Origin of the sequence: Rhodopirellula sp. MGV (genome assembly GCF_002251265.1) — a bacterium.
Lineage (GTDB): Bacteria > Planctomycetota > Planctomycetia > Pirellulales > Pirellulaceae > Stieleria > Stieleria baltica_A.
Map to the genome: position 1 here is coordinate 56,699 of NZ_NPDI01000007.1, position 26,114 is coordinate 82,812.

Here is a 26,114-nt window from a genome sequence, read left to right on the forward strand (position 1 = left end):
AACGCTTGTACCGATCAAAACGATTCTCCCCGGGCGAGCGCCCTGTTGCTCGCCCATTTCGAGCCTTGCTGTGGTGGCATTCGGATGGCTAGCGTCCGATTGCCCCGCCCTGTCGGTTGCTGCGTGCTACGTTTGCCGACTAGCTTCACACTTTGTGCTCACCGAGAATCGTCATGCTTTTCATCGGCTTTTTCGCAGGAATAGTCGTCTACAGTTTCTTCCGCTGCGTCGTGGGCGGGTTTTACACGGTCAGTCCTGATCAGCGGGCGGTCGTCACCAGCTTTGGCAAAGCCGAACGTTTGCGTGGCGTCACAACGGCCTCAGATGATGCCGCGTCGATGACTTCCGAAGAACAACATCGCTACGAGTACCCGCAAGTTCGCGTGGTCGGCCCCGGCGGTCCGTACTTTAAACTGCCTTGGCAAACGGTTCACAAAGTCAGCGTCGCGACACAGGCCGTCGACCTTTCCTGGGACCCCTCAAAAGCCCAAGACACCATCGAAGCGGTGACCAAGGATAACTTGACCACGGGGATCAACGGTCAACTGCGTTATCGCGTCAGTGAAAACAATCTTTATCCCTATCTCTTCGGTGTCACCAGTCCGCTCGAACACGTCATGGGGTACTTCGTTTCGGTACTGCGAGAGCGCGTCGCGAACTTCGTCGATCCGAAAGGTCAGACGTTGCTTTCCGATAGCGAATTGGAGTCCGCGGACGGCGAGTCGACGGGGCCATCAGTCGATCTATCGGAAGGTGTCTCGATCAATGACTTGCGCAAGAACCTTCCACTGCTGAATCAGTACATGGAAGAACAATGCCGTTCGACCACCGCACGTTACGGCATCGAACTCGACGCCGCCTTGATCACCGAAATCGATCCGCCAGCCGAAGTCGACCGCGCCCTTTCGGCAATTAACAGCACACGCAACCAAGTCGCTGCTGACCTGAGCACCGCCCGCGCCGACAGCGAGCAACAAATCACCATGAGCGCCCGCGCCGTGGAGATCGCGACCAACAACGCACAAGCAGAAGTCGCACCGCTGCGTGAAATGGCTGGCACCCTTGCGGAGATCAAAAAGACTGGCGGATCGCCGGCGCTTAAAGCCTACGTTCGCAACGCGAAGATTCCACTCTTCAATGCGGCTCACCGAGTCATCCAAACCGTCAACAGCAAATCGAATCCTTAGACATTCCTTCGTTCTTCGAATCGACAACAAAACACAACTGTAAAACAAAAGAGAAATACGATGGAATGGTTTGGTGCTGGATTTTTTATCGGGTTGATCATCATCCCCGTGCTCTTGGGATTCGCTCGCTTCTTTGCCCTCTACGCATGCGTGGGTGAATGCCAAGCGTACGTGTTGACGCTGTTTGGCAAAGTCATGGGCACAATTGACACGCCCGGTTTGCAGATCCCATTCTTCAAATTCGGTCCACGTGCACTGTTGGTCCCTTTCTTTGGCAAGTCGTACTTCGTCAGTACTGCGCTGCGTCAACACTACTTGCGCAACCAAATGGTCAACTCCGAAGAGGGGACACCGATGGGCGTTGGTATCTGGTACGAAATGCGGGTAACTGATCCGCAGAGCTACCTATTCACCAATGCCAACCCCGATGGATCATTGCAAGCCAACGTGACCAGCTCGACGATTTCGACGCTCAGCAACCTGGAAATGGAAAAGATGCTGGAGGATCGACACTCGCTCAGCCGCACAGTGCGAGCCACTGTGTCACCGCTTTCGGAAAAGTGGGGCTACACGCTTGGTTCGGTTTATATCCGTAAAGTCGCGTTTACGGACCGAATGATGGTCGACAATATCACCGAGAAGGTTGTGAAGCGTTTGGTCCAAGTCACCAGTGCGATGAAACAGGATGGCGAAAACCGCGTCGGTCTGATCAAAAGTGAAACCGCCTATCGCGTTTCGCAAAAGATGGCGGAAGCATCAGCCGCCCGTCCAATGATCGTCGGCAAAGCACTCAACGAGATCTCAGCGGCTGACGAAGAGATCCTCGAAACCGTTCTTTCAGTGATGGAAATCGACACACTGCTAAAATCCAATGCGTCGATCGAACTCTTACCAGCCGACGGCAACGTGCTTTATCAAGTCTAAGCACTTCAGATCTAAGATGATTTGCTACACTACGTCTCCGCTCAGCTTTCAACGTTCGGAGACGTTTTGTTGGACCCGATTGTTATCGCTTTCTTTTCTGCCGCAGCGATCGTGATCGTTTACTGGCATGTTCGTTTCAACGACAATGCCAAGTACCAGCGTCTTTCCAGACGCGGCGCGAAGTCCATCCAAAGGCATGACTTTCCGGATGCTCTATTCCACTACGCTGAACTCGAAAAACTGGCATTACGTCAGAATGACTCAGCAACGGCGAACGTCTTCCACTTCGTTGCAGCCGAAGGCACTGGAATCGCCTCGTACTGCCTTGAAGATTTTCCGGAAGCCATTGTGGCATTTCAAAGGGCTCTTGAAGTTGCAGGAAAAGGCGTCGAAGCCTCCGTCGCGTCGCACGTCCAAATACTTTGTCTGCTAGCCAGTTCTTATCAATCTCTCTCCCGGGCGGATGAGTCGAGACAGAGTTTCGAGCAATTGAAGGCGTATTGTCAGTCACTCGCTGCAGAGGAATTTAGCGAGACATTCGACTTTCTTGACCACGCTGTCGCTATGATCGCGGGTGCTCAGCAATATGAATTGGCAATGTCCATTTTGGAACTGCTCGATCAGCAACTCGATCGCTTGCCAAACAACGAAGTCCACCAGCAACGCTTGCAGTGCCAGATTCGCCTCGCCAATTTTCTCTACGCTAAAGACGAGTTCCAGACCTGCCTGGGCAAGAGTGAATCGATTCTGAATGACGAATCGACCAACCCACCATTGTTGGCTGCGGCGTTTCAACTCGTTGGTTCATGTCAGTTCGCATTCGGTGATTTCGCTCGTGCGACTCAATCGCAACAATCATCGCTTGAGCAAATCGCGTCCTATGCCAATGCATCCGAGATCGCCCACTCAAAATACACGCTCGCGACGTACCTGCTCTACTACGGCAACTACCAACAAGCAACCAAACTCGCACAGCGTTGCCACCCCACATTGAAACGCGAATATCAATTCTCCGATGAAGGGCGTCGCTTTTTGTTGCTGAGTGATCTGCCGTTCCTTTTTCATAGCGGCGACTATAAATCGATGTCGCAGGTACTCAATGAACTGGAATCCATTCCAAAAACACTCGGCGTTCGGGCTTTAACGAACGAAGCATCCAATCAGTGTTGGCGTGCACAGTTCTTCGGCGACCTGCAATGTTTCGATCGCGCAATCGCCTGCATCCGCGAAGCCCTCGACTCACTAAGCCGTATGCACGGTGACTCGCGGCATGATTCGATTGTCTACCGAATCCTTCTCACGTCCTTTGCGATCCATCTCGGGCAGCTTGACGAAGCCGGCGAACAACTTGCTCTCATCGCTGCGACTCAAAAGTCTCTGGGATCCCAAAACTATTCGTGGTCGACTAGCTTGCTGAGCGTTCGCGCAAGTTTTGAGTTGGCGCAAGGAAAAGCTTCGGAGTGCCTATCAACTGTCGAATCGGCAATTGAACGGCTGAATGAAACCGTGCTTCCGAACAACACCAGCTATGCAGAACAATGGCTGATTCGATCACAAGCCCAACATGCGATAGGCGACATCGAATCCGCAATCAACTCTGCGAAACGTAGCATTTCCAAACGTGAAGAATCGCAACCGCCTGACCACCTGCGTTTTTTCGCCTCCTACCAAACGCTAGCCACTCTCTATCAGCAATTGGGGCAAAACGAACATGCAATCGAGTTTGAACAAAAGGCAGACGCAATTCGCAAACAATGCGACTTAATTTTGCAGGACGCTACGATTGGAACTGGCGAACGTGAACTGAATCCCTACGCGGTGTAGACGCCGACGATTGAAGCGAGCTATTCCAACGCAGACGACGCATCACTTTTTGGTCCGCCGCACTTTGGTTCACTCAGCCCACACCGCTTGATAATCCCCTCTTCACCTTCCAAAGACTTGCGACCGCCAAATTGTCCATCGCATGTCATGCAAGGCACTCCATTCGTATCGTGACCAGTCGGTCAGATCTCACTGTTCTGCTGACGCTGTTTGCCGAAAATCCCAATTTTGGAAACCGAATCCGGCTGTGAGCGATATGATTGCCAACGGGGGGATGTTCCGTAGACCGTTTTGCTCCGAATTTAGGCCGAGTGATGAATACGGATAAGCTGGGTGCGACGTTGACGTTTGGTGGGGTGATGTTTCGCACTTGGGCGCCGGCGGCGACCCAAGTCATGCTTCGTGGTTCGTTCAGTGACTGGGCTGACGTCCCTCTTGAGCGAGACGGTGAGGGATTTTGGTCCAAGTTTGTGCCCGGGGCCAAAGAGGGCGACCAATACAAGTTCTATGTCGTTGGCACTGGATCGGCGGGATACAAACGCGATAGCCATGCCCGCGCGATCTACCGTCACGGAAGCCGCAATTGCGCCGTGACGAACCCTGCGTCGTTCCCTTGGCATGACGCCAATTGGAAAACGCCTCCGTACGAGCATTTTATTATCTATCAATTGCACGTCGGTGCGTTCTTCGCCGAAGACGAACACGGAGTCGATCAACGGCCAAATCGCGTTGCAACCTTCATCGACGTCATTCGAAAAATCCCTTACCTCGCTGATCTAGGCGTTACGGCCGTTCAGCTGCTGCCCATTCAAGAGTTCCGCACCGAACGCGGACTTGGATACAACGGCACGAACTACTTTTCGCCTGAAGTCGACTACAGCTTTGATTCGAAGAGCACGGAATTCGAGCGGGGCTTTCAATTCATCAATCAGCTCCTCACCTCTCGAGGCTTGGCCCCCTACGCTCCCGGCGATCTGAACTGTCAAACCAAACAGTTGATGGCACTGATCGACTTGTTGCACGTCCACGGGATCGCGATCATCTTTGACGTGGTCTACAACCACGCGGGCGGTGACTTCGGCGACGAAGGCATCTATTTCTATGATCGTCAGCCATACGGGAACCAGAACAACAGCCTGTACTTTACCGATCGCGAATGGGCCGGCGGACTCGGTTTCGCGTACTGGAAAGAACATGTCCGCCAGTTCCTGATCGACAACGCAAAATTCTTTATCGACGAATACCACGTCGACGGATTTCGGTTTGACGAAGTCACCGTGATCGACCAATTCGGCGGATGGTCGTTCCTCCGCGACCTGACCAATACGATTCGGTATCACAAACCCGATGTTTTGCAAATTGCCGAATACTGGGCCGACCAGTCGGTGATCGTCCGCGAGACACGACATGGCGGAGCGGGGTTTGATTCGGTTGTCGATTCAGGTCTACGCGGAGCAGTCCGCAATGCCCTGAAACAGGCGTCACTAGGCAATCACGCCGCTGTTGATCTTCATCTTGTCGTTGATCAGTTGTATCCGAAGCATGGGCCGGCTTGGCGGCAGGTCCCACACCTTGAAAACCACGACATCGTTCGAGTCAACAATACAACCGACCGAGATCCTCGAATCGCGGAGCTCGCCGGCGGAAACGATCCACGATCTTGGTATGCAAGAAGCCGTTCACGCTGGGCTGCAGGTGTGCTGCTAACCGCTCCAGGCATCCCCATGCTATTCATGGGGCAAGAGATCCTGGAGGACAAGTACTGGAGTGATAATCCGGGATACTATCGCGACTATCTGATTGATTGGGACGGTTTGGAGCATGAACGACCGATGCAAGATTACTTGCGTTGCGTGCGAGAGTTGTGCTGGCTTAGACGGCGTCATCCGGCACTCCGAAAAGACGGATTCGCGGTACATCACCGCCCGGACAGCAACCGAGTGTTCGCGTTCCACCGCTGGGTCGAAGGCGTCGGCCGTAACGCGGTCGTCGTTGCGAATTTGAACGAATCCAGCTTCCACGGCTACCAGATTGGATTCCCGCTTTCCGGACACTGGTTCGAATCATTCAACAGCGACGTCTTCGACAATTGGGTGAATCCGAATACGGTCGGTAACGGCGGGCACATCGATGCAAACGCGGGACCGTTCGACGGGCTGCAAGCGTCAGCCCGTCTTTCCATTCCCGCGAACTCTGTCTTGGTCTTCACGCGAGACCAAGGTGACGCCATCTAGACCAATGACGGCCCCAAGCGTTAACAACATTCAATGACTCGCGTTACTGCTGCGATTGCAAGTAAAGGTCAGCCAATTCCTCCGGCAGCACCCATTCGACATCACCGTCGATCTGTTCGGTCAAGTCTTTGATCTTCTGCATGTCGAACTCCCAGTTCTGGATAAACACGACGCCAAATTTGGGGTCTCGTCGCCGCAACATCCGTTTGACTTGAGCAACGGTTTCTTTGGCAGGTACCGCATCGTTGAGGAAGTGAAAGGTAGGAATCCCATCGGTCAAGTACGGTTCATCACGCCACCATTGTCGCCCGTACCCTTCCAGCAGACACTCCATCCCCTTGAGTTGCTTGGCGACGTCAGCGAACTGCTCTCCGCCGCGCTCCCCAACGATCGTTCCCCAATACCAACGCAATCCAAGCTGCTGATTGAATTGATTGGTCATGTCCAAGTAGCGACGAAAGATTTCTGCCTGCTTCGGACCGTATGCTTCTCCGTAGTGCAGCGGATACATGTACCCCAACCCGCTGACCGCACAACCAAACGAATCAAAGGCTGTTTGTGAGTTGTAGTAATAATCGAGAAGTGGTCCATGCAATTGCAACATGGCTGGCCCCATCGTCCATCCGATTGGCAACTCACCACGCAGCGGACTCCGCCAATACTTTTCCGTTGGCATGAAGTCCAGCCACAGGTTCATGTTGTCACCATCGCTGACCAAAAGGCACAGATAGCGTTTGGCAGGGTCATAGCTCAACTTGCGTGTTTCCGGTTGCTTGATGGAGGTTGTTTTTGCTTCCCAACCACTCCAAACCGACAGGTTCGTGTGCCAGTCTGTCGGAATCAAAAACTTCCCATGATCGGACAACAGCTTGACTCCCAAGCCTTCGCCAATGCCGGTGTCCTTGCCACCACCATTGGGATATCCGAAAACCGGAATATTGACAGGCATCTTGGCAAGCATCGCCTTGATCGCGTCAAGGTCACCGTCGGTTGTTGCTTCATCGCGATAATCCGGATGCGAGATCCAGAATGTGAACACCTTGTGCTGGACCAAATAATCTCGCAGGTGACCATGGATCACAGGGGAGAACACCGCGATGGCATTTTGATTCATTTCTGGCCACAAGTTCTCCCATGCCCACGCATACGCCTCTTTGTTTGTAGTCCAACGACCTCGTGTGTCTTCGGCAACCTTCAATCTGAAACGCTCGACGTCTTCCGGAAAGGCCATCGGAATGCCGCGGACAGAAGCAATCATCATCGCGACGTTCAATCCGGCCGGGAGCTTCGGATCGACGACGACCACTTCTTGTACTGAATATCGCTCGATCAAATCTTCCACCGACTCGATGGCTTCCCGATCGGTGACGTATTCTTTGTCGACTAACCAATCCAACCAAACTTGGTCGATCGATTGCCGACGTCCACCCTCGGTTCCCAAGGGCCGAATCCGATTTTCGCTTAGCAGTAGAAACAGTTCCGGCTGTTCGCGATTAGCCAACCCCTGAACAGAAGCTACAAAAGCCTGCGTGTTTCTGGGCAAGGCACGGGCGTCGAAAACGAACAACTTTTTTGCCGGCGTTTTCGCCTGCGGACAGACTTCCTGCACTTCAGCTGGGCGTTCAATAAAAACCGGTTCCGGAAACTCAGACTGCGCAGAAACCGTACTGCTAGCGGCGAAGATCAGAACCGCGGCCAAGTTGAGGAACTGTCGGAACGTCGTTTGGGAGAGCAACAACATGACAATCGATCGGGGGCAATAGTGGTGGGGCAATTGGGGCAGGGAGATTAGATCACGAAACGGTCGGTCACAAGTCGCGTGATCGGGGGAGCCTGGCCCCCAATTATCGATCACCTGCGCGCGATTCCGCGTGTACAACTGGCACTTTTACACCAATCAACGTGACAAACCTTGACGTCTCGGAGTGATTCGCAAATGGCGTTTTCGCGGCGTACGGAATAGTCCTCGTGACCGTTATCGCCCACTTTGATCCTGCATCCGATTTTCGATTGCCGATAGGGGTTCGCGTCCCCATCAACCATGGCATTCTATAATCGTGCTCTGAGAGTAGATCTGTACCGGGGGCTCATCCGAACAATGACTGACGCACCGCAATCGCCGACTTCCCACGCTGTCGTAATTCGCCCGGAATTGGCCAACTGTCTGAACTACGCGTCGTGGCAAAATTCGGTCCCGCTGCTGAAATCACTGCGGGTTCAGAATCCGACCGATCAGACGCTTCAAGACCTGTCGCTGACTGTCACCTCTTCCCCAGCGTTCATCCGACCGAAACGGTGGGTGATCGATCGCCTTGGTGCGATCTCGGAAATTAAACTTCGCGATCGCGAAATCCAATTGGATGCTGATTACCTCAACGGCCTGAACGAAGCCGAACGCGGGACGCTGACATTCAAACTCGCAAGCGGCGACTCGATCGTATCCGAAATCGAAATGCCTGTCCGCGTATTGGCACGCGACGAGTGGGGAGGAATGCTCGCCGGCGGTGGGTTACTCGCTGCGTTTGTCATGCCCAACGACCCGGCGGTGTCAAAGGTTCTCAAGTCGGCCAGCGAAGTACTGGAACAGTACGGCCACGGCGCGGCGCTGGACGGGTACCAGAGCGGCGATCCGCGGCGAGCCTACATGTTGATTGCCGCGTTATGGTCGGCGGTTGCTACGCACGGTTTAACCTATGCAAATCCGCCTAAAAGCTTCGAACTCCAGGGACAGAAAACACGGCGCCCATCGACGGTCTTAGCCGACGGATTGGCAACTTGTTTGGACAGCACGCTGCTTTTTGCCGCTGCAATCGAGGCGATCGGGTTGAACCCTGTGATCGTGATGATCGAAGGGCATTGCTTTGTTGGCGCTTGGTTGATCGAAAAAACGTTCGGACAAACGCTGGAACCGACCTGTAGCGAAATCCGCAAAGCGATCGCATCCAACGAGCTGATTACGTTCGAAACGACGATGGTCACCGGTCGTCCTCCGGCGCGATTCGAAGACGCGATCAGCCACGCCGCGAAATCGACGAGCCAGGAGAACGAGCACGCTTACTTGGCGACAATCGACATCGCACGTGCACGCATGAATCAAATCCGTCCGCTTGCATCGCACCAGATTGCATCGCAAGTTGTCACGGAAGAAGAGTCGGCTTCGCAAGGCCCGTTGCCGTTGCCAGCGGCGCCGACATTCGACGATGTTGCCTTTGAAGAATCGGACGAAAAACCGGCTACGCCCGAAGGCCGCATCGATCGTTGGCAACGCAAACTGCTGGACTTGTCGCTCCGCAACCGCTTGCTGAATTTCAAATCGAACAAGCAGTCGATTCCGATTCTTTGCCCCGATATTTCGCAACTCGAAGACCGACTTGCCGACGGCGGCAAATTGCGATTGATCTCGCTTTCAGAGCAAAATCCGCTCGGCGACCGTGATGCCGAAACACACCGCCAGCGTACCAACCAAGATTTGAATCTCGAGTTCGCTCGGCAAGCATTGGGCCGAGATGAGATCACTTGCACCCTCACCGAAAAAGAGCTTTCCGGACGTCTGACGACGATCTACCGCAACGTCAAAAACGATCTCTCCGAAGGCGGTACCAACACGCTGTTTCTGGCCGTCGGTTTCTTGAGATGGAAACCCAAACCGGACGAAGACAAGGTCTACCTCGCGCCACTGTTGTTGGTCCCTGTCAAGCTGACGCGCAAAAGTGCATTGTCACCCTATTTCTTGACCATGCACGAAGACGAAGTGCGATTCAATGCGACATTGATTCAGCTTCTCAAGAAAGACTTTGATCGTGACTTGGCGGTCTTCGAATCCGACTTGCCGACCGATGACAGTGGCGTCGATGTCCCCAAGGTTTTGGCCCGGATGCGCCGCGAAGTCCGCGAGATACCGGGCTTTGAAGTCGTCGACGAGACCGCGTTGGGAACGTTTTCGTTTGCTAAGTACTTGATGTGGAAAGACCTCGTCGATCGGATTGACAGCCTGAAACAAAATCGAGTCGTACAGCACCTGATTGATAACCCGGAACAGGCATTCGAATCCGCAGCGGGATCGATCCCGTCGCCGCAACAGATCGACACCCAATTTGAGCCCAAGGACATTTTCCATCCCTTGCCGGCCGACTCGTCACAGCTAGCTGCTGTGATGGCAGCTTCCGAAGGGCAGGACTTTGTCTTGGTCGGACCTCCAGGAACTGGCAAAAGTCAAACGATCGCGAACATTATTTCGCAGTGTCTGGCGATCGGTAAATCAGTCTTGTTCGTCGCGGAAAAAACAGCCGCGTTGGATGTCGTCTATCGACGCCTTAAAGAACACGGGCTAGCGGATTGCTGCCTGGAATTGCACAGCAGCAAAGCAGAGCGGCGCAAATTCCTGGATCAACTCCATTCGGCGTGGCAAAACAATCGACGAGCCGATCCGACAGAATGGCTGATGATCAGCGAGCGTCTGAAGTTTCGACGTGACGAATTGAATGCCTATGTCGCCGCGATCCATCACACACATCCAAACGGATGGACCGCTTACGAAGCGATGGGACTGTGCGTGCAAGGCACCGAACACGAAACACCCGAGCTCAAGTGGGCCGACTCGGTTTCGCATGATCAACAGGGTTACCAACGTCTGCTGAGCGTCGCAGAATCGCTTGCCCTGACGTTTGCGGAAATCGATTTGGCGACATCGCTGCCGATGGTCAAAACGACGGAATGGTCGGCGTCCTGGGAACAGTCACTACTGACTGAATGCGGCAAAGTTCAAACGATTTCGGCGGCGTTTCAACGATCGATGGCTACGTTCACCAAGCAGTTGGGAATCGCCGAGCGATCCGATTGCTCGCTCTCTGAAGTCGAAGTATTACAGCGATTGGCCAAGGCACTTGAACGCTGTGTCGACGAAGACGTGCGGATCCTCTTTCACAAGAACTTTGCCAAGCTGAGCGCCGCAAACACGGATCTCGAACATGCAATCACGGCCTACCGGTCGACGAAAGACTCGATCGACGCGGACTACGACGATTCACTCGCATCGGTTCCGCTCGATCAAATCGACCATGACTGGCGTCAGGCGGTTTCGGCGTTCTTTCCAATGTCTTGGTTCGCCAAACGTAAAGTCACACGATTGCTACAGACCTATGCGAGCGCCGGGGCCGCGAATCCAGAGACCGATATCGCAGCGATTCGCAATATCCTGCAACAGCAATCGGCAATCTCGGCCAATCCACTGGCCAATCAAACGGATTACTGGAAAGGCACGGAAACCGACACGAGCAAGATTGCGTCGCAACTCTCCAAAGCGGATGAGTTGCGCAGCTCGCTAATCGCTTTTGGAAAACGGTTTGGAGGCGTCAATGAGGTTTCCAAAGCGATTCGTCCCTGCATCGACGGAGCGACTCCCGAAGCACCGATCTACCACGCCGCTCGTGAGTTTTTGCAAGCGAACCTAGCTTTCCTTGCCCAACTGAAAGCGTTCTCCGATGTCGCCGGCGCAATGCCGCTGTCCAAGAAGCTGTCCAAGAATTCGAAAGGCATCATAGCCACCGTTGTCAGTGCGACCAAAAAGATTGAGGAACACCGTACTTGCCTTCAGCGTTGGACGTCCTGGTGCCAAATCAAACAGGCTGCATCAACGGTCGGACTGGATGGCTTCGTCACGTCACTGGAATCAGGTGACCTCACACCAGATAACGTGGTCAATCGCTTTCGGTTGGCGTATTCGCGATGGTGGATTCGAGGCGTCATTGACCGCGATCCCGTGCTGCGAACATTCCAGCGGTACAAGCACGAAGACGCAATCGCAGATTTCCGTGAACTCGACCGCCAAGCTCGTGAGATCGCTTCATCGCGAGCACAACAAGCGGCCGCCCATGATTTGCCAATTGACGGAATTCCAAAGAAAAGCGAGCTTGGACTGCTCCGTCACCAAATCGGATTGACTCGGCCCAGCAAGTCGATCCGCCAAGTCATCAGTTCGATGCCCGATGCGTTTGGCAAATTGGCCCCCTGTGTGATGATGTCGCCGTTGTCGATCGCACAGTACTTGCCAGCCGATCAAAAACCGTTCGATGTGGTAATCTTTGATGAAGCGTCACAGATCACCACTTGGGATGCGGTCGGCGCGATTGCCCGTGGGGAGCAAACAATTATCGTCGGCGACCCCAAACAGCTTCCGCCCACAAATTTCTTTGGCCGCGCCGATGACGACGCCACCAACGATGAACTCGAAGATCATGAAAAGGACCTCGAAAGCATCTTGGATGAAGCAACTGCGTCAGGGCTACCGACGCTGCAGCTGAATTGGCACTACCGCAGCCGCCACGAATCGCTGATCGCGTTCTCGAATTGGAATTACTACGGCAACCAACTGGTCACGTTCCCGGCTGCCGAGTCAGAAGATCGTGGCGTGTCGCTGATCAAACTTCCCAATGCTTTGTACGATCGCGGCAAAAGTCGCACCAACCGAGATGAAGCTCAAGCGATCGTGAACGACGCGGTCACCCGAATGAAACGTGAATTGCAACGTCCCGATTCTGAACGCCTGACGTTCGGCGTGATCACGTTCAACGTCCAGCAACAAACGTTGATCCAGGACTTGTTTGACCAGGCCCAGCGTGACTGCCCTGAGCTCGATTGGTTCTTTGCCGACGATCGAATCGAACCGACGGTCGTCAAAAACCTCGAGAATGTTCAAGGTGACGAGCGTGATGTGATGTTCTTTTCAATCACGTTTGGACGAGACGTTCCCGGTAAAAAGATCCCTGTGAACTTTGGTGCCCTCAACCGGGACGGTGGCGAACGCCGCTTAAATGTTGCCGTCACCCGCGCCCGACAAGAGCTGGTCGTGTATTCCTCGTTCTCTGCCGATGAATTGGCGGCCGAACGGTCAAAAGGACGCGGCGTATCAGACCTGAAAGCGTTCTTGGAATATGCCGAAAAGGGCCCCGAAGCGATCGCAGCGAGAACCGAAGGGAGCGTCGGAGGTTTCGATTCGCCCTTCGAAGAAGCTGTCGCCGAGGCGTTGGAATCAAAGGGCTGGCAAGTTGTTACGCAAGTCGGCGTATCAGGCTTCCGCGTCGACCTTGGGATTCGCCACCCCGATAAACCAGGCGCGTACCTGGCCGGTGTGGAATGTGATGGCGCGACGTACCACCGAAGTGCGATCGCTCGCGACCGTGATAAAACCCGGCAAATGGTTTTGGAAAATCTCGGCTGGAACATTTTGCGAGTGTGGTCGCCGGACTGGTGGTACGACGCGAAGTCTGCGACCGAGCTGATTGATCAACAACTCAATCAACTGCTCGAAGACTCCCGTCAGCCAATCGCCGAAACGCCCGCAGTTTCCTTCGCTAAAGAGCAGATTCCGGCATCCACTACGGAAACGCCGGGCGAAGTCGAGGAGACAACCATCGCCAGCAGCACCGAACCCGTTTCAGAACAAGAGCCAGTTCTTGAAACCGCTCCCATGCGTTTCGCCAGAGGACCGAGTGCAGCCACCAGCACTTTGACTTCTCAACCAAAAGAATCGACCTCAGCCACTTTCACCAGAACATCTCTGGGCGATGCCACGGCAAACCAAGATCGCTTTCATGACCCGTCGTACGATGAAGAGCTTCGAACGATGGCAATGCGGGTCCTTCAGCACGAATCGCCGATTCGTGAAGATGTGCTGGCGAAACAAGTCGCGCGGGCTCATGGTTTCGGTCGCACGGGCGCCAACATTCGCACACGTATTGTGGACCTGCTAGGCGAAGTGGTTTCAACGACCGAATCCACCGGGACGTTTCTGTGGGTTGGCGATGCTCCGCAGTCGATCATTGCATTTCGTCCTGCCCAAACCGACGACGACCGCCGAAGCGTCGATGAAATCTCGATTGCAGAATTGGCAGGCTTGATTCAAGAGAATCGAGAACTGCTGTCTGAAAACGATCCTGCAGTCGCGATCGCCAGAACGCTCGGCTTGGCACGTCTTGCCCAATCCGCCCGTGAACGTATTGAAGAAGCGATTCACAGTTTCGGTAGCCAACAAGCTGAATGCTCGCCAGCGAGTGACTGACGGTTGCGTGATTTGACCAAACATCGGATGTTGTTGATGGAAATCGCTTCGATTGCCGCACGACGCGTGTGGCAACGCGATCCCCCCAAGCCTTCAATCAACTCCTTTCAGGATCGATTCGTGGAACTGACCTTTGAACAGCGTGCCAACCAGCACCGTGTTGCCTGGATCGTTGGAGCTCTGGAGGTCGCAGACTTGATCGCCTGGGCTGATTCTGAAATCGAAACGATTCGCAGGCCTGCGATCGAGCTGATTGATCTGTCGATGTGCTGTGACCTTTCCGCCCAACAGATCAACGAACTGCTTGCCAAACTCGCACAACAAACCGACGACATCGAGTCGACTTGCCTTGGCCTCTCACAACTGGCCAGTGTCGTCCGACGAAACAAGGTTTCCACCGAAACCGCAATCGTCAGTTGCCATCGCTTGTTGCAAAACGAAAAGCTACTCGCTCACGACTATTTCGCCGAGTTCATCAGTCTCGAAGACGACGCGTCGCGACTCCGCGACAGAGTTGCTGGGCCGATCAACGCTGCAGAATTGCGAGAGTCTCTGCTCGAAACACTCGACCACCTGCCAGAGCTTGCTCAAGCGTTCAACGCAGGCTAGCAACTCCTACGGCTATTGAAAAATCACCGCACATCTCGACCTGCCCAGCTTTTCCGAATCCGATAGAATCGCGTTTTCAAAACGCCCCAAAGAACTCCGAGTCAACCATGGCGACATCCAATCACCGGATCTATTCGATGAGCTTTGCCAAACTCTATCCGGCGTACGTCGCGAAGGCAGAGCGGAAGGGTCGCACTAAAGCCGAGGTGGACAAGATCATCCACTGGATGCTCGGTTACACGGCCAAGCGTTTGCAGAAAGAGCTGGACAAAGAAACCACCGTGGAAGTGTTCTTCACGAAAGCTCCCAAGCCCAATCCGGATCGCGAGTTGATCAAAGGCGTCGTCTGCGGTGTCCGCGTTGAAGAGGTCGAAGATCCGACGATGCGAGAGATCCGCTACATGGACAAGCTGATCGACGAGCTCGCCAAAGGCAAAGCGATGGAAAAGATTCTCCGCAAACCAGCTTGACGCGAAGCCTGCGTTATCCCACGACGAAGCTAATCCCACCCTGCCTGATGCGAAAGGGCGCAGCTTCGCTGCGCCCATTTTTGTTTCTTCTCATGCAACGTCGACAATAACGATTGGCACCAGTTTCATTTCCTTCGGCGGCGTGAGACCAAAAGAATCCCGCCTAATGAACACGAAAGGAACACAACCGACCCCGGCTCTGGGATTGCAGTAATCGCGGTGATCGTGGATGAGCGGAAGACAATGAAATCATCGAGGACTGTCGTGGGTGTGGCTGCGATTGCAAAGTCCGCTCCCAAACTTGGATCGTTCGGAGTGATCAACGCAACCGGACTTACTGCATCGGGAACTTGAAACTGAAATGTTCCGATCGAGACCTCACGAGCTCCTGGCGACACCTCCGCCCCGGCAACACCTGGCGGAAAGGCAATCTGTCGGAGCGTCAATCGGTTTAACCCCGAATCGGTCGTTCCCGGTATGAACCCCAATCCGATCTGTGAGCTCAACAAATTCGTTTCGCTACTCCATGTGACTTCAACATTTGCACTACCCAATCCAGAAGTGGGACTAATTCGATTGACATCGCCATCGGTCACCGTTTCCCGCAACATCAAGTTCGCGACCACCGTATCGCCGGCGGTGGCCCGATAGTCGTCTTGATCGAAGAAGACTTCATAGACAATTGCGCCATAAGCTTGGTTGGCCAAAATCAGCAACAAGCCGACAACAACAAAACGCATTGTTCGAATCACGATGTCCACCTGGTTTGAAGAGTAAGCAATCGTTTGGTTCAGAAAATGGGCCGTCCGCCAATCTCATTCAAGAGTCGCGTGAGGTACCGAAATTAGGCATGAAGTGGTCGAACAGATCGACGGCATCAACAAAGCCGTCGCTATTTCGATCCAGATCGGAGCGGTAGTTTGGGTCGCCGACTTGTGCCCCGAAGGAGGGCAGAAAATTGTCAAACAGATCAACGGCATCAACGAAACCGTCGCCGTTCGTGTCACCGTAAAACTGGTAAAAGTCATCCGCTTGGTAGGTAAAATCGTCTCCCGGAATGCTGTCGGCATTTCCATCGAGAAGGTGCCCGGAAGCGTTCAGACTCGTAGCGTGGATCAACAACTCGTAGTCGCCGTCAAGAAGACTCGCTCTATCAAAAATCAGTGACACCTCCGTTCGGCCGTTGACATTAGTAGGCGACATCAAGATTGGTGATGCGACCTGCCCCGTCCCCAGATGCCGCAACTCATAGTCACTCGCTTGCGTCTGGACGATCGTATTGAAGACGACGTTGACTTCTTCGATCGACGACCGCTGCGGATCTTCGTTGTTTAGGATCACTTCAGAGACACGGAGCGAATCGTCGTCGAGAATGGAAACCACGGTTGCTTCCACTGCCATTCCGCCGAACGCCGGGTCCTCACTTGTGACGAGGTAAGTGACGTTCCCGAGATGCGGCCCCTCAATCACCCCGTCATCAAATGCGTTGACATTGATCACCTGGGGCGTCAGCGCATTCCCAGGTGTAAAACAAGCTCGACAGGCTGACCGGGACCTGCCCCGAGATCAAGTTCCTCGTCAGGCATCGCAGTGACGGTGACATCGGACGTCGGGACCGAACGTAGCGTCAATTCCAGGGTGTCTGAAGTTGCCCCTTCGGCGACTTCTGTCTGGCCATCGGTTTGAGAGACAGTCACCACGGTGGGTAAAACGCTTAGTGGCGTGGAGATGACATTGTTCTTCTCATTGAATTCTGGAATGACATCGGTGGCATCAACAAGAAGACTCAGCGTATAAGTCCCTGGTAGCCCCAAACTCCAGATCGGGTCAGTCTCTTCGGGAAGTGTTAAATTCACCGCCCTGACACCTGTGGTCGTGAACGCGGCAAGTGGCTCGACCGGCATGACGGCGAGCAGCATCGCACCTTCTTGTGAAGCACTTGTGTTGAGATAGACCAAGATTGCCGACTGACTCAGTCCATCACCGGTCGGACTTGTGTTTGCGACTTCGTATTCAACGGCCAAGGTCTGGCCGGCGATAATTGGGGTGGCGTTAACGCTGAGCAACGTCGGGACATATTCGGCAATCTGCGGCGGTTGCGACAGAAACGGATCGAAGACCACCAGCGGCCGAGTGGGATCATCGACTTGGTGATTGATTTTGTCTTCGATCGCACTAGCGTTCGTCGTCCCCCACCAATTGTTCGTCATGTCAACGACTTCCGAATTGAGCCCGGAAACGTTCACTGCGGCACTACCAAAATTGTTGTTGTCAAACGTTAGCGAGGAATCCTCGTTGACATCGAGATTGATCACCGTATCGAAGCTTGAATCTTCGACCATTGCCGTGCTCGCTTGATGCAAGTCGACATGGCCGAGTTGAAATCGGCTGGTCGCGTCCGATCGGAAGATGGCATTCGGATTAATTGCGATTCCGCTGGTATCGTTTCCGCCCGCCGTTGAGACGAGGAGCGGCGTGCTCTCGACATGAAGCTCACCGCCGGAGACCACTTCGATACCGGTGGACACTACGGAATTGCTTTGATTGTTCTCGACCAACGCAACTTCGTTCACATCGCAGAACCAAAGCTTTCCCGCGACAGTGACATTGACCGAATTGGCGAGTTCTAGATGCGTGCCAGGGTTAAATTTCAGTTGAGCCCCGGCATCAATCTGAAGATCGCTGGTTAAGCGGTAGGACAGATTGGTCGTCGACACCGTCCCCATATTTCGAATCGTTGTATCGCTTGTTACCGATTCGCCACTGACATCCACCCGACCAAAGCTGTCGTTGTTTTCCAACCTTGGGATCAACATCGCCGGAACGGTCACGACCGCCCCAAAAACGTTGTTGACGACGTCACCGAAATTCAAAATTGATCCGCCTCGCCAAACGATGTTCTTAATTGAAAAATCTGAGTCGTCTGCTTTAAATCGACCGCCGGATTCGACCTCAACAAAACTGTTGTCATTCCCATTGGACAACAGAACGAATGGCGTGCTGTCCGCCTCCAGTTCGCCACCGGACTGAACTTCAATACTGGTCGACGAGACACTGCCTGAATTATTGTTGTCAAAGAACCCGACTTCACTCACATCGTCGAACCAGAGTTTCCCACCGACGTTGATGTTGACCGAATTCGCCACCTCGACCCTTGTTCCCGGATCAAATTTAAGAAGAACCCCGGGATCGATTTGGAGATCGCCTGTAAACCGATAGAACAGGTTCGCCGTCGATACGTTGCCCATCTGACGAACCACCACGTTACTCTGGACCGTCTGCCCGTTGATTTCGACAAGTCCAAAGCTATCGTTGTCCTCTAGACGCGGGATGAGTTCGGCAGAGGCATTGACGGCAGCAGCGAAGACGTTGTCGACAACATCACCGACGTTCAATATCGCTCCACTTCGCCAGATGACGTCTTTGATTGAAAAATCCGAGTCGTCAGCTTTCAAGCGACCGCCGGATTCGATTTCGATAAAGCTGTTGTCATTGCCATTGGACAACAGAACCAACGGCGTGCTATCGGCTTCGAGTTCTCCACCCGACTGCACTTCAATACTCGTTGAAGAGACCGAGCCCGAAAAGTTATCGTCATAGAACCCGACTTCACTAACGTCGTCGAACCAAAGCTTTCCACCGACAACGACGTTAACCGAATTTGCCAATTCGACGCTTGTCCCCGGAGCAAATTTCAGCAATACCCCGGGGTCGATTTGAAGATCACTTGTGAATCGATAGAACAGATTCGCCGTTGACACGGTTCCCATCTGACCAACCACAACATTATTCGTCACTGTCTGGCCATTGATTTCGACTCGGCCAAAGCTGTCATTGTTCTCTAGCCGCGGGATGAATTCGGCAGAGACATTGATTGAAGCACCAAACACGTTGTTGATGACGTCACCAACATTGAGAATCGCACCACTTCGCCAAATAACGTCCTTGATTGAGAAATCAGAATCGTCAGCCTCAAAGCGACCACCAGACTGAATTTCAATGAAACTCTCGTCATTGCCGTTAGACAGCAGTACAAATGGCGTGCTATCGGCCGCGAGTTCGCCGCCTGATTGAACTTGAATGCTTGTCGAAGAGATGGAACCTGAGAAATTGTCATCGAAGAACCCCACTTCGCTGACATTGTCAAACCAAAGTTTTCCACCAATATTCAAGTTGACCGAGGTAGCGAGTTCGACCTTCGTCCCTGGCTCAAACTTCATTTGAACGCCGGGTTCAATTTGAACGTCGCTAACGAATCGGTAGTAAAGATTCGCCGTCGAAACTGTCCCCATTTGACGGACCGTCGTGTCACTTTGCACCGGTTGCCCAGTGATTTCAACACGACCGAAACTGTCATTGTTTTCCAACAGTGGAATCGATTCTGCTGACGTGACGACAACGCTAGTGAAGACGTTGTCGACGACATCACCTACACCAAGGGTCGATGCCCCCTTCCAGATCACTTCCTTGATCGAAAAGTCGCAACCGGTCGCAAGTAATTGCCCGCCTTGTTCGACTTGGATGAAGCTCTGGTCGTTCCCATTGGTCAACAGCACGAAGGGAGTGTTTTCCGCATCAAGAACTCCACCAGACTGCACCTCGATACTGGTTGATGCAATACTTCCCGAATTGTTGTTATCAAAGAATCCGACTTCAGCGGCAGACTCAAATCGAAGGACGCCACGGACAAGCCAATTCACATTGTTGGCGATTGTGACCTCGACTCCTGGTCCCACCGTGACCATTGCGCCCGGCGCGATCACCCCGTCAGAGACGATGTTGTAAGGCGCCGATGTATCAAGAAACTCGACGTTCGAGTTGAATGTGCCAGGAAAATCTCCCGGAGGCATAGCGACCAAGAGCCTTCTTGATTCCAACCACTGAACGCCCAACGCAGTCTTCCTCATCTTTCGAGATTTCGACCGCCTCCGTCGCGTCGAAGAAGATCGGTCTACATCCGAACAGTTAGATTGGATCGTCCGCCTTGAAAGCATCCCCATGCTCCTGAATACCGCCAAAGGAGTACACCGTCAACCGCCCGCAGGAGCATAGTGGTTTTGCGGACTAGGGAAATACTTAAGTTGTCTAAAAATGACAAAACTTATTATTGACCTAGCTGGTAGAGCTTCTTTAGTCGCTTGAATCCAACGGCACCTTATCCGTTCGCATCTGTTTACTAGGCTCTAAACTGCTGCTGTTGAATTCACAGTGATTCGGCAACAATTCGGGGATCATGGATGTTCCCAAGACCACGACCGATTGCCCGGGTTGCAAGCAGCAGCAATCAGTGATCGATGCCTTGGTCGAACAAGTTGAAAAGCTAACCAAACGGCTCGAGAAGATCGAGCTCGAGGGCAAACGCCAAGCTGCGCCATTTCGTAAAGAACGCAATTCCGATCCAAAGAAGGCTGGCCGAAAGACCGGAGAGGACCACGGCAAGCACCATCGTCGTGCTGCTCCGGAGCAAATCGACGAGACATACAATGTGCCGCTGCCAAGCTGTTGCCCTGGTTGTGGATGCGATCAACTGATGAAGACCGAAACTCAAATCCAGCATCAACTGAATTTCCTCGGACGGACATTTATCGACAGTTGAATATTGTTGCTGGAAACTGCAGCGGCGGTGCAAGGCCGGCGCGAACTGCAAACATCCGATGCAACCGGAGCTGCAGCTGTGCAGCTCGGACCGAACGTTCACGCCGCGATGGCACTGCTTAACAACTCAGTCACGGCAAGGTAAAGCGTTTGCTGGAAATGCTTTTCGAAATCACCGTCGGGCGCAGTACGAGTTGCCGAAGCATGCTTCGTACCGCAAACCGTTTGGAATCAGCCCATGAGCACGTTCGTCACGCAGTACGTGGCTCGCCGCAAGTCGTCGGCGACGAAACAGGCTGGCGTGTCAATGGACGTCCGGCTTGGTTGCATGTGTTTGCTGGTTTGACCGCAACGGCATATGAAATTGACCCGACGCGCAGTATCGAACCGGCAGCGCGATTGCTTGGAAGAGATTGGTCGGGGATCTTCGGACACGACGGCTGGTCGGTCTACGACAAATTCAAGGCTGCAACGCATCAACAATGCTTCGCTCACCTGCTTCGGCGATGTGAATCGCTGATCGAAAGCGGGACCGGTGGTGCGTTGGCGTTTCCACGCGCGGTGAAGAGCGTTCTTCTCAATGGGTTTGAATATCGCAATGGGTTTCGCGCCGGAGAGATGACCGACCACGGGCTAAAACTGATAGCGGGGCGCTTGACGATGCGAATGCGTGATCTGGTTCGCCCGATCAAAACACATACGGCCAACGAACGCTTCGCGAAGTTCCTGGAAAACCATTCAGACAATCTCTTCACCCTCCTCCGTCATCCAGGAGTGGATGCAACCAATCGGTGAGCCGAACAAACGATTCGGCCGGCGGTCGTCAACTGGATGATGTGGACTGCCAACCGAAGTGATACCGGTGCGAACGCCCAGTCGATCATCATGAGCGTGATGCGAAACTGCGTGCAATGACTGGCTGACCCATTTACATTTTTGCATCGTCAATTAACAAGCCCGACGCCATTGCCGCTGCCTCTGCCCATCACCGTGCGGTAAACAAGTACCACTCCAGGCCCCTGATGTTTCGCCACCGGAGCAAGCCCGCAACTGCAATAGACAGGCCCGCCTCTGGAGCTCGACGAATCCTCCCGTCAATCACATAGGCGATATCATTGACGCATACTCTAGTGACTCTCTATTTCGAGTCCTGGAACCTTTTCTTTTTCTGGAACCTTTTCCTTTTCCAAACTTCACCTGAAGTGAATTGTTCACATCGCTGAGGCCGAGGCATCGCACTCTCCTGCGTGGTGGTGCGCCTACCGGACGAGCGGATCGAGTCAAGCGATTGATGGATGGCACCATCCGTCACCTAATGATGGATCAGTCATTCCGTTATCTCATCAGCAATTGTTGCCGCAATTGGTGTTTCGGAACGTGATGATTTTGAACGTATACGTCCATCCGCTCGCCCTTGGAGCGGTTGACGTAGGTTTCAGAACCCATTGCAGTGTCATCTGCCCAGGCCATCTCATCACCAACTTCGATATTGTCATCTGACATCAACTCTATGATTGTGAACCCATATTCAGTGTCGATGGCAACCATTCCACGCTGTCTATTGATCGCAAAAACCGTACCTTGCATTGAAATATCCATACACTCTATTTTTCCTTCGAATTCTCAACCAGCGTCAGAACGCAACTCAGCCAATTCATCTTTCCAGAATTTAGCCTTTATTGCATCGCGGTCACCCTGGCCTCCGTAGTGACCGTCGAGCCCGTACTCCTTTGCCAAAGTTGGCTGGAACTCGCTCACGGGTCCCATGCCAGCGTTCTGGTGCTGCATGTAATAGAGAGCAACCAGTCGATACCGAGGGTACCGTTTGACGATGTCGATCATGATGTCCTTAAGTTCCTGGAAACCCAGATTCAAGGAATCTCGCATCTCTCGTTCGAGAATGTTGTAGTTCAGCACTCCGTCATTAATGAGCTCACTTCGAGCCTCCTCAAGAAACTGCTCAACCTTGGCGAATCGACGTTCCGTGAGTTTGTACATACCGTCTCTCCCTGTTAGGTGGTCCTCAAAACATGATAATTATCACATTGAAAGCAAATAGGTCAAGCGGGACGTCTTACCGAACGTGAAATCCTGCACGCATTCAAACTGCTGCACTCTCGAAGAATCCCACACTCAATCGAGAACCTGCACTCAGTCGCTCTCAGGTAAGCGCGCAGGGACGGGCACGCATACGCGGGCGTCCGGACACGCGCACGTGCCCACCCACTAGAAAATACGCAGGCACGCGCTTACACATCGGCGCGCGTAGGTCGTTCTCAGCGGTTCAACTGGTTCGAAACGACAACCGAATGGTGGGTGGCACCATTTATAATGTTGGTCCACTCAGCTTTGGCCGAAGGCTCAATCATCGTAGCCTGCGGCAACGCCGTTGGAACCTGAATGCAAAGCCAACGATTGGCCGAAGGTCAATTTCAACCGGTGGATTTCGGCCGTCGCCGTCGCCTTTGAAATCCAGCCGGAAAAGGCATTGAAGGAATAAGTAGTCACTATCCTCAAAACTGCATCAACGCCCTGCAAAAAACGATCAATCGATCAAATCAAGACCGCGCACCTTTTTGCCTTTGGGCATTTCTCGGCCTACTCGGGTTCATCGAGAGGCAAGTACTTCTCTCTCATGGCAGTAAGAACTTGGTATGCCGCATCTTCGAGTGGTCCAATAAACTGGTCGACCGACTCTATTAGATTCGGGGTTATAGGCAAGTTCCCATGAGAGATTTCGCAGCGAAGTCTGTACATTTCGTTAACGTCAACCGCGCTTGCCAAGATATGCGGGCAATTGTCAGTCGAAAAAATATCTGTTGTCAGCTGTGCAATGCACTTCTTGACTGGCGATTTATTTTTATCGGTGTCATTCCATTCTGATTTGTCGGCGTACGAAAGAGACAAACGTTCGATAGATCGCCAGAAACAACAGAAGTCGTCAAGCGTGTCTCGACCAAGGAGTCCTTTCCGATACCAACTTGCTGCAGCAAGGAATCGGGGATGTTTCCGCCGCAAGTGAGCAAGAGTGCCGGTTATCCACATCCATTCGTCCTCGCTCAATTCACGCTCGACGTTCGTAGATTGCCGATTCATCCGAATCTGTTCGTCGCGAGCGTCGTCCTCCGGCATATAAAACCAGATAGGGCATTGAGTAACCGCGCTTACAAGATCACAAAGCTGCGAGAGGTATACAGTACCTACTCTTCTTGCTGACAATGGGGATTTGGCAGTAACCGTGTATTCAATTTGCATTCCGCGTCGGTTGGGATTTTGCCGATTCTGCTGGAGCGTAATCTCAGTGAAGAGATCTTTTCCAAATGTATGCGCTTTGAGTGCAGTAGTCGTGCGTCTGTTCAGTTCGGCAGCAGGACGAATTGGCCCGAAGAGAACACTTGAAATCGCAAATTTCTTTGTAGATTGGCTCAGTTTTGATGGGCGATCAGGAGTAGGCATTGTCAAGTGGATCTCAAGATTTGGACCACGGGCACTCCTAGTTTAGATAAAAAGAGTGACGCGTGTTGACCGGCTGCTGCGGTAGACTTCCGCAAGTGCTTGGCGGTCGAGCGATTGGCATTTGCGATCATGGCTGTAGGATATCAAGTATTTCTCCAGCCCTTGACGTAATCGGTTCCAGTGACGTATTCCTTGAGGTAGACCATTTTGTATTTCACAGTTCACCACCGGCGTTCAGTCATCAGGTAATCGATTGCATATCCCTTCCCATCCATGCTTGTCGCGACACCGTGAGCTGCGTTAGCCCAGAAAGGCAAAAAGGTACGCGGACTCGATTTGGTCGATTGAGAAAGGCAAAAAGGTACGCGGACTCGATTTGGTCGATTGATCGTTTTTCCAGGGAACGGAGGGTGCCATCCTTCATCCAGATAAGTTAGTTGTATTGGAACTACGACTCTCGCGGTACAATAAGCGGTCGCTGGGCTTCTGCCGCGATTAGCTGGCTCGCGCAGGATCATGCAACTGAGTTTTGATCCAGAGTCGGCGCAGCGTGGTACCGAACGCCTTCATTTTCATTCGGTTGCTGGTGCATTGGCGCTGGCTAATTTGATCAGCGACACGCTAGTCGAAGCAGGCCACCGCAATTGCTTGCCCGCGATGATACTGCCGGCCTGTTTGCCTTGCGTGCTCTCGCATGGATTCTGGGCTGCCGATGCACGAGGCCTTGCCGAAGAACTTGGACCAGTGCCAAACCAAGTCACGCCACATCTTAACATCGATCCCGAAATGCCCCAGAATCTTGGCAAGCGATTTCGGGACCTTCGCCGACATCCCATCGACACTCTGCTTCGCTGTCCAACGAAGCAGTTCCCAGTATGCCTCCCAATCCACATTCAAAAAGCCGCGGTCACTGCTTCGCACGCCTTCGGCATGGATTTCGGCGTCATCACAAAGCTTGTCGGGTTTCAGTCTCAGGGGGCTGAGCCAAGCGTCGCGCCGGATGCGTTTCCCTGCTGGGTTCTTGCGGCCTTGCTTTCGCTTTTCGCGCAGGAAAGGCATAAAGGTACGCGGACTTGATTTGGTCGATTTCTCGTTTTTCCAGGGCGTTGATGCAGTCTTGAGGATAACGACTACTCATTTCTTCAATGCCTTTTCCGGCTGGATTTGAAAGGCTACCGTGATGGCCGAAAACCAGCGGGTGAAATTGACCTTCGGCCAATCGGTGGCTTTGCATTCAGGTTCCTACGGCGTTGCCGCAGGCTACGATGATTGAGCCTTCGGCCAAAGCTGAGGGGAGAATGGATGGCGCCATCCATCTTCCAGAAAAGCGAATCGAATTGGAACTACGACTCTCGAAGCACAAAGCGGTCGCTGGGCCTCTGCCGCGATTAGCTGGCTCGTTCAGGATTGTGCAACTGCGTTTTGAGAGCTACTTTCAATTGTTGTGCTCCGAAGTTCTGGGTTCAGGCGACGATTTCTTCCTGCATGATTCCGTCTTTGAAGGCACATCCTTTAATGACGTGGGTAATCTTTTCGTGGCAGTTCAGTCGCCTCCACTCTGTGGTTCGTATCGCAATCTCGGAGCTGACACCCCGAGCTACCGACGCGGACTCCTCGGGACGCCAATTTTATAACTGAGCGATCTCTGGCGTGACGCGGTAGTTGTATTCTTGCGGTGATTCGGGGTGTTGCAGCTTGACTCCGGCGGCAGCCTTACGTGCTTTGCGCGTTGCTGGTTTGAATCGCTGCTTCATCACAT

At 53.2% G+C, this 26,114-nt stretch carries 17 protein-coding genes; 9 read left to right on the forward strand and 8 right to left on the reverse strand.

Going from position 1 to position 26,114, the window contains the following annotated elements; translation table 11 throughout:
- Positions 1-173 precede the first annotated feature (173 nt).
- From CGZ80_RS03625 to CGZ80_RS03640, 4 genes are all read left to right on the forward strand, one after another.
- On the forward strand, positions 174-1,187 hold the full coding sequence (locus tag CGZ80_RS03625; protein WP_094411460.1) for an SPFH domain-containing protein: 1,014 nt from the start codon (positions 174-176) through the stop codon (positions 1,185-1,187).
- Between the two features lie 60 nt (positions 1,188-1,247).
- A complete protein-coding gene (locus CGZ80_RS03630; protein WP_094411462.1) occupies positions 1,248-2,111 on the forward strand; it encodes an SPFH domain-containing protein in 864 nt (287 codons plus the stop codon).
- A gap of 69 nt (positions 2,112-2,180) precedes the next feature.
- Positions 2,181-3,935: a tetratricopeptide repeat protein gene (locus CGZ80_RS03635; protein ID WP_143543724.1), complete on the forward strand. Its 1,755-nt coding sequence runs from the start codon at positions 2,181-2,183 to the stop codon at positions 3,933-3,935.
- Between the two features lie 314 nt (positions 3,936-4,249).
- Positions 4,250-6,169 carry an alpha-amylase family glycosyl hydrolase gene (locus tag CGZ80_RS03640; RefSeq protein WP_094411466.1) on the forward strand — a complete coding sequence of 640 codons (1,920 nt, stop codon included), beginning with the start codon at positions 4,250-4,252 and terminating at the stop codon, positions 6,167-6,169.
- 43 nt (positions 6,170-6,212) lie between these two features.
- On the opposite strand, the gene CGZ80_RS03645 is transcribed toward CGZ80_RS03640, so the two are convergent.
- Entirely contained in the window at positions 6,213-7,910 is a 1,698-nt protein-coding gene (locus CGZ80_RS03645; protein WP_094411468.1) for a GxGYxYP domain-containing protein, read from the reverse strand.
- A gap of 357 nt (positions 7,911-8,267) precedes the next feature.
- On the opposite strand from CGZ80_RS03645, the gene CGZ80_RS03650 reads away from it, so the two are divergent.
- The 3 genes from CGZ80_RS03650 (at position 8,268) to CGZ80_RS03660 (ending at position 15,304) form a co-directional block, all read left to right on the forward strand.
- Positions 8,268-14,225 carry a DUF3320 domain-containing protein gene (locus CGZ80_RS03650; protein WP_094411470.1) on the forward strand — a complete coding sequence of 1,986 codons (5,958 nt, stop codon included), beginning with the start codon at positions 8,268-8,270 and terminating at the stop codon, positions 14,223-14,225.
- A 120-nt stretch (positions 14,226-14,345) separates the two neighbouring features.
- Positions 14,346-14,834: a hypothetical protein gene (locus CGZ80_RS03655; protein WP_143543725.1), complete on the forward strand. Its 489-nt coding sequence runs from the start codon at positions 14,346-14,348 to the stop codon at positions 14,832-14,834.
- Positions 14,835-14,941: 107 nt separating this feature from the next.
- Entirely contained in the window at positions 14,942-15,304 is a 363-nt protein-coding gene (locus CGZ80_RS03660; protein ID WP_094411474.1) for a DUF2200 domain-containing protein, read from the forward strand.
- A 125-nt stretch (positions 15,305-15,429) separates the two neighbouring features.
- On the opposite strand, the gene CGZ80_RS03665 is transcribed toward CGZ80_RS03660, so the two are convergent.
- From CGZ80_RS03665 to CGZ80_RS03675, 3 genes are all read right to left on the reverse strand, one after another.
- Positions 15,430-16,056 (reverse strand): hypothetical protein, encoded by a 627-nt coding sequence (locus CGZ80_RS03665; RefSeq protein WP_158222535.1) that lies wholly within the window; start codon positions 16,054-16,056, stop codon positions 15,430-15,432.
- A 67-nt stretch (positions 16,057-16,123) separates the two neighbouring features.
- Positions 16,124-16,804 (reverse strand): hypothetical protein, encoded by a 681-nt coding sequence (locus CGZ80_RS03670; RefSeq protein WP_094411478.1) that lies wholly within the window; start codon positions 16,802-16,804, stop codon positions 16,124-16,126.
- An 8-nt stretch (positions 16,805-16,812) separates the two neighbouring features.
- Entirely contained in the window at positions 16,813-20,211 is a 3,399-nt protein-coding gene (locus tag CGZ80_RS03675; RefSeq protein ID WP_158222536.1) for a CARDB domain-containing protein, read from the reverse strand.
- 326 nt (positions 20,212-20,537) lie between these two features.
- On the opposite strand from CGZ80_RS03675, the gene CGZ80_RS28450 reads away from it, so the two are divergent.
- Both CGZ80_RS28450 and CGZ80_RS28455 read left to right on the forward strand, forming a co-directional pair.
- A complete protein-coding gene (locus tag CGZ80_RS28450; RefSeq protein WP_233148209.1) occupies positions 20,538-20,900 on the forward strand; it encodes a hypothetical protein in 363 nt (120 codons plus the stop codon).
- A gap of 203 nt (positions 20,901-21,103) precedes the next feature.
- Positions 21,104-21,694, forward strand: coding sequence for a transposase (locus CGZ80_RS28455; protein WP_409994532.1), 591 nt, complete (start codon positions 21,104-21,106; stop codon positions 21,692-21,694).
- Positions 21,695-22,234: 540 nt separating this feature from the next.
- On the opposite strand, the gene CGZ80_RS03685 is transcribed toward CGZ80_RS28455, so the two are convergent.
- The 4 genes from CGZ80_RS03685 to CGZ80_RS03700 all read right to left on the reverse strand — a co-directional run bounded on the left by CGZ80_RS03685 (position 22,235) and on the right by CGZ80_RS03700 (position 25,414).
- Positions 22,235-22,498, reverse strand: coding sequence for a hypothetical protein (locus CGZ80_RS03685; RefSeq protein WP_094411482.1), 264 nt, complete (start codon positions 22,496-22,498; stop codon positions 22,235-22,237).
- Between the two features lie 24 nt (positions 22,499-22,522).
- Complete coding sequence (locus tag CGZ80_RS03690) at positions 22,523-22,897, reverse strand: hypothetical protein (protein ID WP_094411484.1); 375 nt, start codon at positions 22,895-22,897, stop codon at positions 22,523-22,525.
- A 600-nt stretch (positions 22,898-23,497) separates the two neighbouring features.
- Positions 23,498-24,355 carry a HEPN domain-containing protein gene (locus CGZ80_RS27505; RefSeq protein WP_143543728.1) on the reverse strand — a complete coding sequence of 286 codons (858 nt, stop codon included), beginning with the start codon at positions 24,353-24,355 and terminating at the stop codon, positions 23,498-23,500.
- Between the two features lie 621 nt (positions 24,356-24,976).
- Positions 24,977-25,414, reverse strand: a complete 438-nt coding sequence (locus tag CGZ80_RS03700; protein ID WP_094411488.1) for a hypothetical protein — start codon at positions 25,412-25,414, stop codon at positions 24,977-24,979.
- Between the last annotated feature and the right edge of the window lie 700 nt (positions 25,415-26,114).

Bases quoted from the DNA above. Each gene is read 5' to 3' on its own strand.
- CGZ80_RS03625 (WP_094411460.1), top strand. From the start codon at position 174: ATGCTTTTCATCGGCTTTTTCGCAGGAATAGTCGTCTACAGTTTCTTC.
- CGZ80_RS03630 (WP_094411462.1), top strand. From the start codon at position 1,248: ATGGAATGGTTTGGTGCTGGATTTTTTATCGGGTTGATCATCATCCCC.
- CGZ80_RS03640 (WP_094411466.1), top strand. From the start codon at position 4,250: ATGAATACGGATAAGCTGGGTGCGACGTTGACGTTTGGTGGGGTGATG.
- CGZ80_RS03645 (WP_094411468.1), bottom strand. From the start codon at position 7,910: ATGTTGTTGCTCTCCCAAACGACGTTCCGACAGTTCCTCAACTTGGCC.
- CGZ80_RS03650 (WP_094411470.1), top strand. From the start codon at position 8,268: ATGACTGACGCACCGCAATCGCCGACTTCCCACGCTGTCGTAATTCGC.
- CGZ80_RS03660 (WP_094411474.1), top strand. From the start codon at position 14,942: ATGGCGACATCCAATCACCGGATCTATTCGATGAGCTTTGCCAAACTC.
- CGZ80_RS03675 (WP_158222536.1), bottom strand. From the start codon at position 20,211: ATGAGGAAGACTGCGTTGGGCGTTCAGTGGTTGGAATCAAGAAGGCTC.
- CGZ80_RS28450 (WP_233148209.1), top strand. From the start codon at position 20,538: ATGGATGTTCCCAAGACCACGACCGATTGCCCGGGTTGCAAGCAGCAG.
- CGZ80_RS28455 (WP_409994532.1), top strand. From the start codon at position 21,104: ATGCTTCGTACCGCAAACCGTTTGGAATCAGCCCATGAGCACGTTCGT.
- CGZ80_RS03685 (WP_094411482.1), bottom strand. From the start codon at position 22,498: ATGGATATTTCAATGCAAGGTACGGTTTTTGCGATCAATAGACAGCGT.
- CGZ80_RS03690 (WP_094411484.1), bottom strand. From the start codon at position 22,897: ATGTACAAACTCACGGAACGTCGATTCGCCAAGGTTGAGCAGTTTCTT.
- CGZ80_RS27505 (WP_143543728.1), bottom strand. From the start codon at position 24,355: ATGCCTACTCCTGATCGCCCATCAAAACTGAGCCAATCTACAAAGAAA.
- CGZ80_RS03700 (WP_094411488.1), bottom strand. From the start codon at position 25,414: ATGCCTTTCCTGCGCGAAAAGCGAAAGCAAGGCCGCAAGAACCCAGCA.